This window comes from Ruegeria sp. H6 (assembly GCF_056532975.1).
The window spans coordinates 485,183-498,677 of record NZ_JBQFOA010000002.1 but is presented as its reverse complement, the minus strand read 5'-3'; the positions used below and the strand labels follow the sequence as shown (position 1 = coordinate 498,677).

General features: G+C 58.9%; 17 protein-coding genes. 12 read left to right on the top strand and 5 right to left on the bottom strand.

Translation table 11 applies throughout. The annotated features are described in order from the left end of the window. Positions 1-67 precede the first annotated feature (67 nt). The 4 genes from ACR0AG_RS07175 to aspS all read left to right on the top strand — a co-directional run bounded on the left by ACR0AG_RS07175 (position 68) and on the right by aspS (position 4,320). A complete protein-coding gene (locus ACR0AG_RS07175; RefSeq protein WP_480837587.1) occupies positions 68-1,195 on the top strand; it encodes an aminodeoxychorismate synthase component I in 1,128 nt (375 codons plus the stop codon). Continuing rightward, complete coding sequence (locus ACR0AG_RS07170) at positions 1,150-1,797, top strand: aminotransferase class IV family protein (protein ID WP_480837586.1); 648 nt, start codon at positions 1,150-1,152, stop codon at positions 1,795-1,797. The genes ACR0AG_RS07175 and ACR0AG_RS07170 overlap by 46 nt, the downstream gene beginning before the upstream one ends. Next, positions 1,794-2,465 carry a CPBP family intramembrane glutamic endopeptidase gene (locus ACR0AG_RS07165; protein WP_480837585.1) on the top strand — a complete coding sequence of 224 codons (672 nt, stop codon included), beginning with the start codon at positions 1,794-1,796 and terminating at the stop codon, positions 2,463-2,465. Before ACR0AG_RS07170 ends, ACR0AG_RS07165 begins: the two co-directional genes overlap by 4 nt. Positions 2,466-2,544: 79 nt before the next feature. Next, the gene (gene aspS / locus ACR0AG_RS07160) at positions 2,545-4,320 is read left to right on the top strand and encodes an aspartate--tRNA ligase (RefSeq protein WP_480837752.1); all 1,776 of its coding nucleotides are present in this window, start codon (positions 2,545-2,547) and stop codon (positions 4,318-4,320) included. 151 nt (positions 4,321-4,471) lie between these two features. On the opposite strand, the gene ACR0AG_RS07155 is transcribed toward aspS, so the two are convergent. Further along, positions 4,472-5,188 (bottom strand): response regulator, encoded by a 717-nt coding sequence (locus tag ACR0AG_RS07155; RefSeq protein WP_480837584.1) that lies wholly within the window; start codon positions 5,186-5,188, stop codon positions 4,472-4,474. 136 nt (positions 5,189-5,324) lie between these two features. On the opposite strand from ACR0AG_RS07155, the gene mce reads away from it, so the two are divergent. Together mce and ACR0AG_RS07145 are read left to right on the top strand one after the other, a co-directional pair. After that, the gene (gene mce, locus ACR0AG_RS07150) at positions 5,325-5,729 is read left to right on the top strand and encodes a methylmalonyl-CoA epimerase (RefSeq protein ID WP_480837583.1); all 405 of its coding nucleotides are present in this window, start codon (positions 5,325-5,327) and stop codon (positions 5,727-5,729) included. 9 nt (positions 5,730-5,738) lie between these two features. After that, complete coding sequence (locus tag ACR0AG_RS07145; protein WP_480837582.1) at positions 5,739-6,014, top strand: DUF1467 family protein; 276 nt, start codon at positions 5,739-5,741, stop codon at positions 6,012-6,014. A 1-nt stretch (position 6,015) separates the two neighbouring features. Here the strand turns inward: ACR0AG_RS07145 and ACR0AG_RS07140 are convergent, their stop codons facing one another. The 3 genes from ACR0AG_RS07140 to ACR0AG_RS07130 all read right to left on the bottom strand — a co-directional run bounded on the left by ACR0AG_RS07140 (position 6,016) and on the right by ACR0AG_RS07130 (position 7,684). After that, positions 6,016-6,714, bottom strand: a complete 699-nt coding sequence (locus tag ACR0AG_RS07140) for an EI24 domain-containing protein (protein ID WP_480837581.1) — start codon at positions 6,712-6,714, stop codon at positions 6,016-6,018. Continuing rightward, positions 6,711-7,289, bottom strand: coding sequence for a nitroreductase family protein (locus ACR0AG_RS07135; protein ID WP_480837580.1), 579 nt, complete (start codon positions 7,287-7,289; stop codon positions 6,711-6,713). The genes ACR0AG_RS07140 and ACR0AG_RS07135 overlap by 4 nt, the downstream gene beginning before the upstream one ends. Positions 7,290-7,435: 146 nt before the next feature. Beyond that, complete coding sequence (locus ACR0AG_RS07130) at positions 7,436-7,684, bottom strand: hypothetical protein (RefSeq protein ID WP_480837579.1); 249 nt, start codon at positions 7,682-7,684, stop codon at positions 7,436-7,438. A 121-nt stretch (positions 7,685-7,805) separates the two neighbouring features. Here ACR0AG_RS07130 and ACR0AG_RS07125 point away from each other — a divergent pair, with 121 nt between their 5' ends. From ACR0AG_RS07125 to ACR0AG_RS07105, 5 genes are all read left to right on the top strand, one after another. Next, a complete protein-coding gene (locus ACR0AG_RS07125) occupies positions 7,806-8,510 on the top strand; it encodes a M48 family metallopeptidase (protein ID WP_480837578.1) in 705 nt (234 codons plus the stop codon). Continuing rightward, entirely contained in the window at positions 8,507-8,875 is a 369-nt protein-coding gene (locus ACR0AG_RS07120; protein WP_480837577.1) for a YigZ family protein, read from the top strand. The genes ACR0AG_RS07125 and ACR0AG_RS07120 overlap by 4 nt, the downstream gene beginning before the upstream one ends. 67 nt (positions 8,876-8,942) lie before the next feature. Beyond that, positions 8,943-9,194, top strand: coding sequence for a DUF6455 family protein (locus tag ACR0AG_RS07115; RefSeq protein WP_480837576.1), 252 nt, complete (start codon positions 8,943-8,945; stop codon positions 9,192-9,194). Positions 9,195-9,369: 175 nt separating this feature from the next. Then, positions 9,370-9,558: a hypothetical protein gene (locus ACR0AG_RS07110; protein WP_480837575.1), complete on the top strand. Its 189-nt coding sequence runs from the start codon at positions 9,370-9,372 to the stop codon at positions 9,556-9,558. A gap of 135 nt (positions 9,559-9,693) precedes the next feature. Then, positions 9,694-10,050: a diacylglycerol kinase gene (locus tag ACR0AG_RS07105; protein WP_480837574.1), complete on the top strand. Its 357-nt coding sequence runs from the start codon at positions 9,694-9,696 to the stop codon at positions 10,048-10,050. On the opposite strand, the gene rimO is transcribed toward ACR0AG_RS07105, so the two are convergent. After that, entirely contained in the window at positions 10,047-11,438 is a 1,392-nt protein-coding gene (rimO, locus tag ACR0AG_RS07100; protein ID WP_480837573.1) for a 30S ribosomal protein S12 methylthiotransferase RimO, read from the bottom strand. The two genes, ACR0AG_RS07105 and rimO, sit on opposite strands and share 4 nt — an antisense overlap. A gap of 101 nt (positions 11,439-11,539) precedes the next feature. On the opposite strand from rimO, the gene ACR0AG_RS07095 reads away from it, so the two are divergent. Next, positions 11,540-13,486, top strand: a complete 1,947-nt coding sequence (locus tag ACR0AG_RS07095; protein ID WP_480837572.1) for an AsmA family protein — start codon at positions 11,540-11,542, stop codon at positions 13,484-13,486. Positions 13,487-13,495 lie beyond the last annotated feature (9 nt).

The window sequence follows — 13,495 nt, the reverse complement described above, 5'->3', positions numbered from 1 at the left end:
AAATTGCCGCTTTCTCCTCTTTTCCATCGACGCGACTTCATTATATCGCGTTGCACGTCAAATGGGGATGCAAGTGCGTATTCGTTTCGATCAAGGCCCGGCCGGGCGGGGTACCCGGTTTGAGCGCCCGTCTCATATCATCCAAGCAGATCACGCAGACCAGGTGCCCCAGGCGCTGGCGGCGCTGGATGCTGCACGCGCCGATGGAGCGTGGCTGGCCGGATATGCCAGTTATGAGCTGGGCTATGTGCTGGAACCGTGCCTTTTGGACCGGTTGCCGGGGGATCGCCGTCTGCCGCTGTTGTGCTTTGGCGTGTATGATGCGCCCGATCGGGTGGGCCTGCCCAATCCCGGCGGCGCGGTCACGGGTTTCAAGCCGCGCTGGGACGAAACGCGCTATGCGCAGGCGTTTCGATCTGTTCATGACGCCATCGGGGCCGGGGACATCTATCAGGCCAATCTGACCTTTCCGATCGATCTTGAGGCCACCGGAGACAGCGCAGGCCTTTACGCCATGTTGGCGGCGGGCCAGCCGGTTGGCCATGGTGCGCTGGTCCAGCAAGAGGGGTTGCCTGATCTTCTAAGCCGTTCGCCCGAATTGTTCTTTCGCACTGACACCAACGGTCGGATTGAAACCCGGCCTATGAAGGGCACGCAGCCGCGCAGTGATGATCCAGCAGAAGACGAACGTCGGCGCGCGTTTCTGGCAGCAGACGAAAAAAACCGGGCCGAGAACCTGATGATCGTTGACTTGCTGCGCAACGATATCAGCCGCGTTGCGCTGCCCGGTTCGGTCAATGTGCCCGAGCTTTTCAAGGTCGAAACCTATGCGACCCTGCATCAAATGGTGTCACTGGTACAGGCGCAACTGCATCTGGGCGTCGGGTTGGCGGACATTCTGACGGCGCTCTTTCCCTGTGGTTCGATCACCGGGGCGCCCAAGATTCGCGCGATGGAGGTTCTTTCGGATCTGGAGCCCTGGCCGCGCGACATTTATTGCGGCACCATTGGCTGGGCCGCGCCGGATGGACGGTCGGAATTCAATGTGGCCATCCGCACCCTGATGGTCGAAAACAATCGGGCGATCCTGAATGTCGGCGGCGGTGTCGTCTGGGACAGCACGGCCCCATCGGAATATGAGGAGGCGCTATGGAAAGCCCGCTTCGCCCGCCAATTGAGCCTGATTTCCGCCTGATCGAAACGTTGGCCTATCGGCCCGGCGATGGGTTCGTGCGTAAGGCAGCACATCTGGCGCGCATGGCCCGCACGGCCCGCGCCTTAGGGCTTCCCTTCGATCTGGACGCTGCGAACGGCGCGCTTGAACCCTCAAATGGCGATCAACCGCTGCGCTGTCGCCTGACGCTGGATACATACGGGTGTTTTGACCTGACGATCGCAGCGCTGGCTGATAAGCCTCCGCTCTGGCGCGTGGCCAACGCGGATCAGGTTCTGGCGTCGGATGATCCATGGCTGCGGCACAAGACGACACGGCGCGCTGTCTATGATACAGCGCGAGCGGCCCTGCCCGATGGGGTGGATGAGCTTTTGTTTCTGAACGAACGCGCCGAGCTTTGCGAGGGTACGATCACCAACCTGTTTGTCGAGACGGCTGACGGTACTTTGGTGACGCCAGCGCTGTCTTGCGGTCTGTTGCCGGGTGTTCTGCGTCAAGAGCTGTTGGATCGCAAAAAGGTGACCGAAGCGGTTCTGACCTTGACCGACCTGCAAAATGCACGCTCTGTCTATGTGGGAAATTCGTTGCGCGGGCTGATCCCGGCAGAATGGGTGCAGACGTGACACGAGACAGCACTTTCTTCGAAGCCGGGGCCTCACACACGCGCTTGCGGCTGGAGTTTGGCCTGTTCTTCATCGGTCTTCCCCTGATGATCGCAGTTCTGTTTCCCCCGAATTGGATGTTTCCGGCACTGTTTGCGTCGACCGGTCTGGGCATTGTGCTGTTGCACGTGACACCGGGCTTTCACTGGGCCGAGCTGCGATATGGTTGGGCCAATTGGTCCTGGGCCGAGGTTCTGGTGTTCACAATTGCGATGACGGTTTTGTGCGTTGGATTGATCTATGCCACGCGCCCGGACGTGGCATTTGGTTTGTTGAAATACCGGCCCGAGATGCTGGCGTTTATCTGGATTGGTTACCCGCTATTGTCCGCTTTGCCACAGGAGTTGCTGTTTCGCGCACTGTTTTTCAGGCGCTATCAAGCGATTTTACCTGACGGGCGCGCCATTTACGTGCTGAATGCCGCGATTTTTTCCTTTGCACATCTGATGTATTGGAGCTGGCTTGTCGCCGCCATGACCTTTGCGGGTGGGCTGCTTTTTGCCTGGGCCTACAAGAAACGCGGCTCGTTCTTCTATGCGGTGCTGTTGCATGCCATTGCGGGCAATATCATCTTTGCGGTGGGCCTGGGTGTCTATTTCTACTCGGGCAACGTTCAAAGACCCTTCTGATGTGCCATCCCGCCTTGACTTTCCGGGCCTGACGGGGTGTATCGGCGCGACCAATTCTGCGCCCGAAGGGATATCATCCATGCACGCCTATCGCAGCCACACCTGCGCCGCTCTGACCGCCGCCAATGTCGGTGAAACTGTTCGCTTGTCCGGTTGGGTGCATCGGGTCCGAGATCATGGCGGCGTGCTGTTCATCGACCTGCGCGACCATTTCGGCGTCACTCAGGTTCTGTGTGATGGCGACAGCGCAGCGTTTGCCGAGTTGGAAAAGGTCCGGTCCGAATGGTGCATCCGCATCGACGGCACCGTCAAAGCGCGCGACCCCGAGTTGGTGAACCCGAAACTGCCGACCGGCGAGATCGAGGTTTACGTGCGTGAGTTGGAAGTTCTGGGCGCATCCGATGAGCTGCCGCTGATGGTGTTCGGCGATCAGGAATACCCCGAGGAAACCCGCCTGCGCTATCGCTATCTGGACCTGCGCCGTGAGGCGATGCAGCAGAACATGACACTGCGCTCGGACGTTGTGGCCTCGATGCGCCGCCGCATGTGGGATCAGGGTTTCCGCGAGTATCAGACGCCGATCATCACCGCGTCCTCGCCCGAAGGCGCACGCGACTTTCTGGTGCCGTCGCGTCTGCATCCGGGCAAGTTCTACGCCCTGCCACAGGCGCCGCAGCAATTCAAACAGCTGATCATGGTGTCTGGCTTTGACAAGTATTTCCAGATCGCGCCCTGTTTCCGCGACGAAGATCCACGCGCCGACCGTTCGCCCACCGATTTCTACCAGCTTGACCTTGAGATGTCCTTTGTTGAACAGCAGGACGTATTCGACACGATCCAACCTGTTCTGACCGGTGTATTCGAAGAGTTTGGCGGTGGTCGTAAGGTCGATCAGGACTGGCCGCAGATTTCCTATAAGGATTCCGCGCTGTGGTACGGCACCGACAAGCCCGACCTGCGCAATCCTATCAAAATGCAAGTGGTCTCCGACCACTTCCGCGATTCTGGCTTTGCGATTTTCGCAAAGCTGTTGGAGCAGGACGGCACCGAGATTCGCGCCATCCCCGCGCCGAAAGGTGGTAGCCGCAAGTTCTGTGACCGTATGAATGCCTTTGCCCAAAAAGAAGGTTTGCCGGGCATGGGCTATATCTTCTGGCGCGATCAGGGCGAGGGGATGGAGGCCGCAGGGCCGTTGGCCAAGAACATTGGCCCCGAACGCACCGAGGCGATCCGCCAGCAGTTGGGTCTGGGTGTTGGCGATGCTGCATTCTTCTTGGGTGGCAAGCCGAAAGCCTTTGAAAAGGTCGCGGGCAAGGCGCGCGATGTGATCGGTGAGGAACTTGGTCTGACCGAGAAAGACCGCTTTGCCTTTGCCTGGATCGTGGACTTCCCGATCTACGAGCAGGACGAGGAAACCGGCGCGATCGACTTTGAACACAACCCGTTCTCAATGCCGCAAGGCGGGATGGAGGCCTTGCAGGGCGATCCTCTGGACGTGCGTGGATATCAGTACGATCTGGCGTGCAACGGATATGAATTGGTTTCGGGCGCTATCCGAAATCACAAGCCGGAAATCATGCTGAAAGCCTTTGAACTGGCAGGCTATGGCGCGGATGAGGTCAAATCCCGCTTTGGCGCGCTGTTCAATGCGTTCCACTATGGCGCGCCGCCGCACGGTGGTTGTGCCGCAGGGATCGACCGGATCGTGATGCTGCTGGCCGATGAGGCCAACATCCGCGAGGTCATGATGTTCCCGATGAACCAGCGCGCCGAAGACCTGATGATGGATGCGCCCTCTGATCCAACCTCGGACCAGTTGATGGAGCTGGGTCTGCGGCTTATCCCCCAGGAATAATCGCCTATCGCCGGCCCGAGTGGCCGGCGTTTAATCCAGCGGGTTTCCGACCCCCCGGCGCAGCGTTCTGATGCGTCGGGCTGACCGCCGCGTTTGCCGGTACGTCCAGGCACATAACAGGAAAGCGGTCACAAAATACGCGATTTCCATGTCAGATCGCCTCCTTCCGTTCGAGGCGATTTTGCACCAATCCGGCCAACCGCGCCGCAAGTGCCGTGATTGGAGCGCCTTGTGCCCGCGAAGTGCTGAGGTCTTGTGCGGCCTGAGCCAACACCTTGTCATCCGCGTCCCGTGCCACGCCGCGCAGAAACTGCGCCGCGTAGTCCAACGTGTTTTGATCATTCGGACCGGTCAAAACACCCGCGATATGGGCCATGTCATCCATGTAAGCCAGCGGGTCAGGCTCGATCACCTCATCCCGGACCGAGGCCAATCCGCCGGGACGGCGATCTTCGGGCAAAAGCTGCAGGATCGAGGTTTGAAACTGTGCCAAAGAGGTCAACGGCTTGGCCAGGAACCCATCCGCGCCTGCGCCAAGTGCCGTATCCTCGGCATTGTCATCCCCGGACAGGCCCACGATCACGCTGATCCTTGGGGCGTCTTGCGCCAGTTCGGCGATCAGATCCGCACCGGATCCGTCGGGCAGCCCCAGATCAACGATGATGACGGACGGGCGATAGAGTTTCAGGTGTCGCCGCGCAGATTTGATGCAATCCGCCCGGCGAATACGCGCGCCGCTGTGCAGGCACATCAGGCGAATGGCATCACACGCATAGCGGCTGTCTTCGACCACCAATATCGTCTGCCCCAGCAGCGGGCGCAGTTTGGTTGGTGGCGGTGGCGAGGCGAAAGGTCCCGAATCGTCCATGGCAGTGCTCCTGTTCAGCGGATGACTCACGCTAGGAACATCTGGCTAATACAGGGTTAATGGGCAATTTGGCGCACTTGCCCTTTGTCGGGTCAGACCCCATAACCTGTGCAACGCGAGACCACAGGAGAGTTCCATGATCGGCCGCCTGAACCACGTAGCCATAGCTGTTCCCGACCTCGAAGCCGCGGCCGAGCAATACCGTTCCGCGCTGGGGGCCAAAGTGGGCGCGCCGCAGGATGAACCCGATCACGGTGTCACTGTGGTGTTCATCGAACTGCCAAACACGAAGATCGAGCTTCTGTATCCGCTGGGCGAAAACAGCCCGATCAACGGATTCCTGGAAAAGAACCCGGCTGGTGGCATTCATCATGTTTGCTACGAGGTGGAAGATATCATTGCCGCCCGCGACCACTTGAAGGAAACCGGCGCGCGTGTCCTTGGATCGGGCGAGCCGAAAATCGGCGCGCATGGCAAACCTGTTCTGTTCCTGCATCCAAAGGATTTCAATGGCTGCCTTGTCGAGCTTGAGCAGGTCTGAGGCCACTCGATGACGATCACCGCAGCGCTGGTTCTGTTCGCCGTTATCTGGTTTCTCACGCTTTTGATTGTGCTTCCCGTGCGCATCAAGACGCAAGGCGATCTGGGCGATATCGTGCCCGGAACCCATGCCGGGGCGCCCGAAGTGCATCACATGAAGAAGAAGCTGTGGATCACCACAGGTATTACCTTTGTGCTGTGGGCGATTATTGCGGGCGTCATCATTTCCGGTCTGATCTCGGTGCGCGACTTTGACTGGCTTAACCAGTTGGAGCCGCGCGAGTAATTCAGGGCCTCTGGCCGCCAAGCTTGTGAAAGATGTGCGTAAATGTCGCCACTCCGATCACCGGGATCAGTAGGTTCACAAACGGGATCGACAGGGGAATTGCCATCAGCGTGCCCGCGACCCAAACGGTCGATCCGTGTTTGGCGCGCAGATTACGCGCCCCTTCCCGGCCAAGGCGGCGCATGGCGACCAATGTGAAATACTCCCGCCCCAGCAAGAACCCGTTCATGGCCCAAAAGATTAACGGAGCCAGCGGCGCGAACATCAAGTAAAGGATCAGCGCCAGAAGGTTTGCGACCAGCAGCACCGCTAAGAAACTCAGCGCGTCGCTGATTGCGTCCGACAGCGGCACCGGGTCCACTTTGGGCAACGTTGGATAATGCTGGTCCTCGACCGCCTGCGCGACCTCGTCCAGAAACAGCGAAATGATGGCCGATGCGACCGGAATCATCAGGAAAACGGGCAATATCAGGACCAAAACGATCCCGGAATAGTTCAGAACATCGTTCAACCAGGGCACCTCGCCGATGAAGGGCAGCGAGATTTCGTTTCCCGACAGAATGTTGATCAGCCAAATCGCGCCCGCACAGGCCGCGATCAGGACAACAATCGTCAAACCGACCCCGCGCAACAGAACCGAACGGAACCTGGGATCTCCGATCTGGCCTAGTGCTGCGAAAAACGAATTGAGGATGATCATTCCGAAACCCATTGGGTCAGCGACCCGACATCGGGCCGGGGTCGTTCGGGCGGGACGGCACCTTCGGTGGCAATGTGAATGAACCCAGCGACACGCTCATTTGCGGCCAGACCCAAGGCGTGTTCACAAAACGCGCGGTCATGGGACTGCCAGCCAGACAACCAGTTGGCCCCCCATCCAGCGGCCAGAGCGGCATTCAAAAGCGCAAGGCAGACCGCACCGGCCGAATAGGTCTGTTCGACCGCCGGAATTTTCTCGGACGGCTTTTGAACCTCAATCACGGCGACCGCGAGGTGACCCATGTCAAACTGGCTGCGGGCTTTGGCGACGTCTTCTTCGCTTTTGCCCAACTCCCGGGCGCGGGCTTCGGTCAATTCCGCCAGACGGGGCATGGCGCCTTTTTCCAGCACCATAAAACGCCAGGGCTCCAGTTTGCCGTGATCAGGGCTGCGGGCTGCGGCGACCAAAAGCGGATGCAACTCGTCCCTGGTCGGGGCAGGGCCAACAAGGGTTTTGGCGGGCCGGGATCTGCGGGATTGCAGAAATTCTAACGCTTGAGGGTTTTTGAGCGACATATGTTAACCTTTTTTACATAGGCAGGTTCTATCTCGGCGCGCAGCGGCCTGGATTCAAGTGCAAATTGATGGCGAGACGCGTGAAATTTCAATCGAAATAGCAAAAAGTCCGCGAAGCGCGAGCAGGTTTTGCCTTGGCGCGTAGATCAGGCTTTGCCCGGGTCGCGTTCCTGAATCTGATAGACGCCTTCGGGCAGATCGAGGGCCGCGGCCAGATCGCGAACCTGTTCCGGGGACAGAGTGATCTTTTGGATCGTGTCGGTGCGCGGGTCCAGTTGTTCCAGCGTGACACATTCGGCGAAGTTGTTGATGACGATGTCCTCTTGCAAAGGCTTAGGGCCTTCGTCGATCAGAGTAATGACAGTCGAGTCGAATTCATGCTCAATCGAAAACATACGGTCACAGTGCCGCGCGATTGCCGTCATTGCAACCCGTCGGGCATTGAAACCCGGTTGCTTTGCCGTCAATGGTGAAACGACGCCTGCAAGTGGGCCGTGTGGAATGGAAGGAACTTGGATGCGGCGTCTTGCCTTGGGTTTGATCTTGCTGTTGGCGGCCTGTTCCACGGGGTCGATCATTGCTGTCGAAGCCGAGAAATGGCAGCCAAGATCGCCCGAGTTGCAGGCCAAATCAGCCACGTTCCAGCAGGTCAGCCAAGCCGTCGGCACCGCATCGCGACAGGAGTGTCGACGCAGGTCCAGAACCGTCAATTGTGATTTCGTCATCCTTGTCGGTATAAACCCGGGCGCCGAGGCCAACGCTTTTCAAACACTCGGTGAAGACGGCCAGCCGCTGATCATTTTCACGCAAGCCATGATCGCGTCTACGAACAACGCAGACGAGATGGCTTTTGTCATGGGGCATGAGGCGGCGCATCACATTCTTGGCCATATCGCCAAACAGGCGCAAAATGCCCGGGAAAGCGCGCAGATTTTCGGCGATTTGGCCCGGGTGCAGGGCGACTCAGGCGCGGGAATCGAGCGCGCTCAGGAGTTGGGCGCCAAGGTCGGAACCCAGGCTTATTCCAAAACGTTCGAATTGGAAGCGGATCAATTGGGGACACGTATCACCCACAACGCAGGATACGATCCGTTAATCGGGCTGAGGTATTTCCAAAGGATCCCTGACCCTGGCGATATCTTTTTTGCGTCACATCCACCGAATGCCAAACGGGTTGAGGCGGTAATAACCACGGCGCGCGGATTGGGGCTGTCGCGATGAGCGGGCTGACCTGTTTGGGCGTGGTCCTGACGGATCGCAAATCAAAATACGCTGTGTCCGGCGGCCCTGTTGGCGACCGATCAGATGTGGATGCATTATTGGCAGAGCTCAAGTCAGACAAAGCCTATGCCAAGGCCACGCACAACACATGGGCCGCAGTCCTACCGACCGGAGGATTGAAAGCAGATGACGGAGAGGCCGGGGCAGGCATGGTCATTCTGCGCATGATGGAGCGGGCCGGCCTGACGGATCATGTGATCGTGGTAACCCGCTGGTACGGCGGGAAAAAACTGGGTGGAGATCGGTTTCGCCGTGTTCAGGATGCGACCCGGGCCTATCTGGATCACCTGGGTGTGCCGAATTGACCTGAATCAAACGATATGAGCGGCGGATCGGTTATCTTTTGGCAGAACAAGCTGGAAAGGGAACCGCATGTCCGACAAGGAAACGCTGCGCCGTCACGCCGGACTGGTTGACAAGATGGCAACCACGCTGGGAGTTGACCTGCAAGAGGCTGCTCTGTCGGGAGCAGTCACAATTGACGAAATCTCGGACGCTGTTTTGCGCTGTTCAGGGTGCTCGAACCCGGATCATTGCGAGGGGCATCTGGCGAAAATCGCATCGGCGGATCGGACACCTGAATACTGCCGCAACACTTGGCTTTTTGATCGCCTCAAGCCGTGAAACGGGTCTTTCGGAACCTGTTTGCTGGGGGTCGCAGATCGCCTGACCAGCATGGTTTCGCCTTGTCTCACGGCTTTGTGATCAACTCGGTTGCCAGATAGGCGTCTTGAGCCTATTCTGGTCTCGGCCCCGAAAAATTGGGCAATATCAGAAAAGTAATAGAGGACTGACGGACATGAAACTCAAACTCGCTGCCATCTGCGCTACGGCATTTGTACTGACTGCATGCTCGCAGCAGGAAGAACCGGCCCCGGTTTATATCACCCCTGAATACGACAAGTTCGGTACGCCGACATGTCCGGCAGGCACCGAGCTGGCCACGACCGAAGCGGGCCAGACCGTATGTAACCCGGTCGCTCAGTAACCTATCTGGCGGGCGGCCCAATTACGGGCCGCCTGCTTTCCACGCCTGTTTGCAGCCGCCCGAGGGGCGGTTTTTTTGTTGGCCGGGGAAGAGAACGGGCATAAACCCGTTCTGCCTCAGACCAGGAGCTGCAGAATGAAAAACTTCTTTGTCCGTTTGCGCGACCGCACCCGCTGGAGCTGGCAAGGAATTGTTGCAACCTACAAAGAAGAATACTCGTTTCGGGTCTGGATCTGGGCCAATGTCATCTCGGCTATTCTGGTGGTTTGTTTGCCCGTGGGCGACGGGTTGCGCGCCCTGATCCTGGTTCTGGGGGTGCTGGTTCTGGTGGCCGAGTTGTTCAACACCGCAATCGAGCGGGCGGTGGATCACACCTCGACCGAGCACAATGTTCTGGCCGGGCAGGCCAAGGACGCCGCCAGCGCTGCCGTCGCCTTGACGGCGGTTGCCGCAGGCGTTGCGTGGGGCGTTGCGCTGCTGGGGATGTTCTAGGCGATCAGGCGACCCCACAGGTCGTATTCGTCAGCCTCGTCCACCTCGATTGTTACAATGTCGCCGGGTGTCAACGATTCAAACCCTTCGTCGATGAACAGGTTGCCATCAATCTCTGGGGCATCTGACTTGGTGCGGCAGGTTGCGGCCTCATCATCTACGTCATCGACGATGACCTGAATCCGTTGCCCGACCTTCGCGGCAAGCTTGGCTTCGGAAATGGCCTGGGCCTTTTCCATGAACCGTTCCCAACGCTCCTGTTTTACCTCGGGCGCCACATGATCGGGCAAGTCGTTTGATCTGGCCCCATCCACATTCTCGTACTGAAAACAGCCAACCCGATCCAACTGCGCCTCATCCATCCAGTCCAGCAGGGTCTGGAATTCGGCCTCGGTCTCGCCGGGATAGCCGACAATAAAGGTCGAGCGCAGGGTGATATCCGGACAGATCTCGCGCCACGCTGCGATTTCGTCCAGAGTTTTTGCCGCCGCAGCCGGGCGCGCCATGCGTTTCAGAACGTCCGGGTGCGCGTGCTGAAACGGGATATCCAGATAAGGCAACACATTGCACCCGGCATCTGCCATCAGTGGGATCAACTCGCGCACATGCGGGTAGGGGTAGACGTAGTGCAACCGGACCCAGGCATCGAACTGTCCCAACTCGCGCGCAAGATCGGTGATGTGGCTGCGCACTTCACGGTCTTTCCACGGGTTCACGTCGTATTTGCGATCCAGCCCATAGGCAGAGGTATCTTGTGAAATAACCAGCAACTCGCGCACGCCGCTGTCGACCAGTTTCTCGGCCTCGCGCAGGACCGCATGAGCCGGGCGGCTGGCCAGTTTGCCACGCATGTCGGGGATGATGCAGAACTTGCACTTGTGGTTACAGCCCTCGGAAATCTTGAGATAGCTGTAGTGGCGCGGGGTCAGCTTGACGCCCGATGCAGGCAGCAGATCAACAAACGGATTTGGATCGGGGGGCACTGCCGCGTGCACCGCATCCAGCACCTGTTCATATTGATGCGGGCCGGTGACGGCCAGAATGCGCGGGTGATGTTCGCGAATGTAATCCGGCTCGGCCCCTAGACAGCCCGTGACGATGACCTTGCCGTTCTCGGTCAGGGCTTCGCCGATGGCGTCGAGGGATTCGGCCTTGGCGCTGTCCAGAAATCCGCAAGTGTTCACGATCACGGCATCCGCACCGGCATAGTCAGGTGAGATCCCATACCCTTCGGCCCGAAGACGCGTCAGGATCCGCTCGCTGTCGACAAGAGCTTTGGGGCAGCCCAAAGACACCATACCAAGCGTTGGCTGGCCCCGGCGCGGGGTATCGGTGATCTGGGCCGCTGGGGCCAGGTCGGGGCGGAGATTTGGCGGATTGCTACTCATGGCGCGGCATATAGTGGGGAAAGCTTCCCCTTGCAAATGTCACGCGCACAGGGCTGACTTGGGCAAAAGAGCAGAAATGCCGAAAAGGCGGGTGGCTGAACATGAAATGGCTTTTCAGACTGGTTTTCATTCTTGTCGCGGTTTTCGGACTGGTGATCGGCGCGTTGCTTTTGATGCCGGGCGACAAGCTGGCCGCGATTCTGGCTGAGCAGGTCAAGGCGCAAACCGGCCGTGATCTTGAACTGTCGGGTGATGTCCGTATCTCATTCTGGCCCGTTCTGGGGATGGAGACTGGGCCCGTGACCTTTGGTAATGCGCCATGGGCCGGGCCTGACCCGATGCTGAGCGCGCAGAGCCTTGCTGTCGGCGTCGATGCCTCGGCCCTGCTGGGAGGTGAGCTTCGCATCAGACGGGTTGTTGCGCAGAATCCGGTATTGCGGCTTGAGCTGTCTGATGGTCGTGGGAACTGGGAATTGCACCATCCCGACAGCGCGACCACTTCGACGACCAGCACCGCAGAGACGGTCGAAGGGGCGCCGGTGACACTTGATCGTCTTGAGCTGTCGCAGGCGCGGCTGATCTATATCGAAAACGGCGAAACCAGCATGGATTTTGCCAATGTGGACCTTTTTGCAAGCTGGCCCAGCGTCTCTGCGCCCATGCAGATGGAAGCCCAGATGCCCGTGCCCGGCGGTACGGTTCAGGTAGATATGACCATCCCCGATCTGCCCGCGTTTTCGTCGGGTGTAGTGACGCCCTTGCAACTTGAGTTGCTGGCGCCGGGCGGAGATGTGTCATTTGACGGTCGTGTCAATCTGGCCGGTGAAATGGACGGCAAAGTCGCGGTCACGGCTAAAAACACCCATAAAATGCTGACGGCCTTTGGGCAGGACGGCGTTACCGTGCCGAAAGGGTTGGGGCGCGTGGCCCGGATCGATGGGCAGATGACCTATACCAGCGACGGGCGCGTTTCGATGCGGAACATGACCGCCAAGCTGGATGACAACACGATCACGGGTGAGGCGGACATCACAATCTCTGACCCGCCGAACATCACGGCGCGGTTGAAAGCGGACGAATTGGACCTGTCCAAATTCGCGGACTCAGAGGCCTCGGGTTCGGGTGGCGCGTCAACTTCGTCCAGCAGCGACGGCTGGTCCACCGACCCGATTGATGCCTCGGCGCTGGCGCTTGCAAACGGGTCGATCCGGTTGCAGGCCAACAAGATTGACGTACCGGGGATGTCTTTTGGCAAAAGCGATCTGACGCTGTCTCTGGACCGATCCAGGGCAGTTTTGCAGATGAACCCGGCAACGCTGTTTTCCGGTCAACTGAACGGACAGGTGGTGGCCAACAACCGAAACGGTCTGTCGGTTGGGGGAGATCTGAAGGCCAAAGGGATCGAGTTGAAACAGGCGCTTGAAACCTTGGGCGGTATCGACCGCCTGTCGGGCGAAGGGTCCGGTTCGCTGGAGTTTCTGGGCGTTGGGCAGACCGAAGATCAGATCATGAACTCGCTCAGCGGCAAGGGCAATATCAATGTCGGCAGCGGGGTGATTGCGGGCATCGATCTGGACCGGCTGATGGGACGGGGCGAAGGGTCAGGTGGCACCACAGTCTTCAACAGCCTGACGGCTAGCTTCACCATGAAGAACGGCGATCTTCAGAACGATGACCTGCTGATGAAGCTGGACAATTTCCGGGCGGACGGAAAAGGGCGCATTGGTCTTGGCAAACAAGATATCGACTATCTGTTCACGCCGGTTGCGTTGCGGGCAAACTCGGGCGAAGGGATTTCAGTTCCCGTGCGCATCAAAGGACCGTGGAGCAACCCGTCGATCAAGCCTGACCTCACCAAGGTTCTGGAAGCTGCGGCGGAAGGAAAAGTCAAAGAGCTGGAAGATGACGCCAAACAGAAAGTGCTGGAGAAGGTCGGCAAGGAACTGGACACCACGATTACCGACAGCGATCAGGTCGAAGATGCGGTGCGCAAGAAACTTGAGACCGAAGTAAACAAGAGCCTGCGCAAACTGTTGGGCGGGAACTGAGGGCGACTG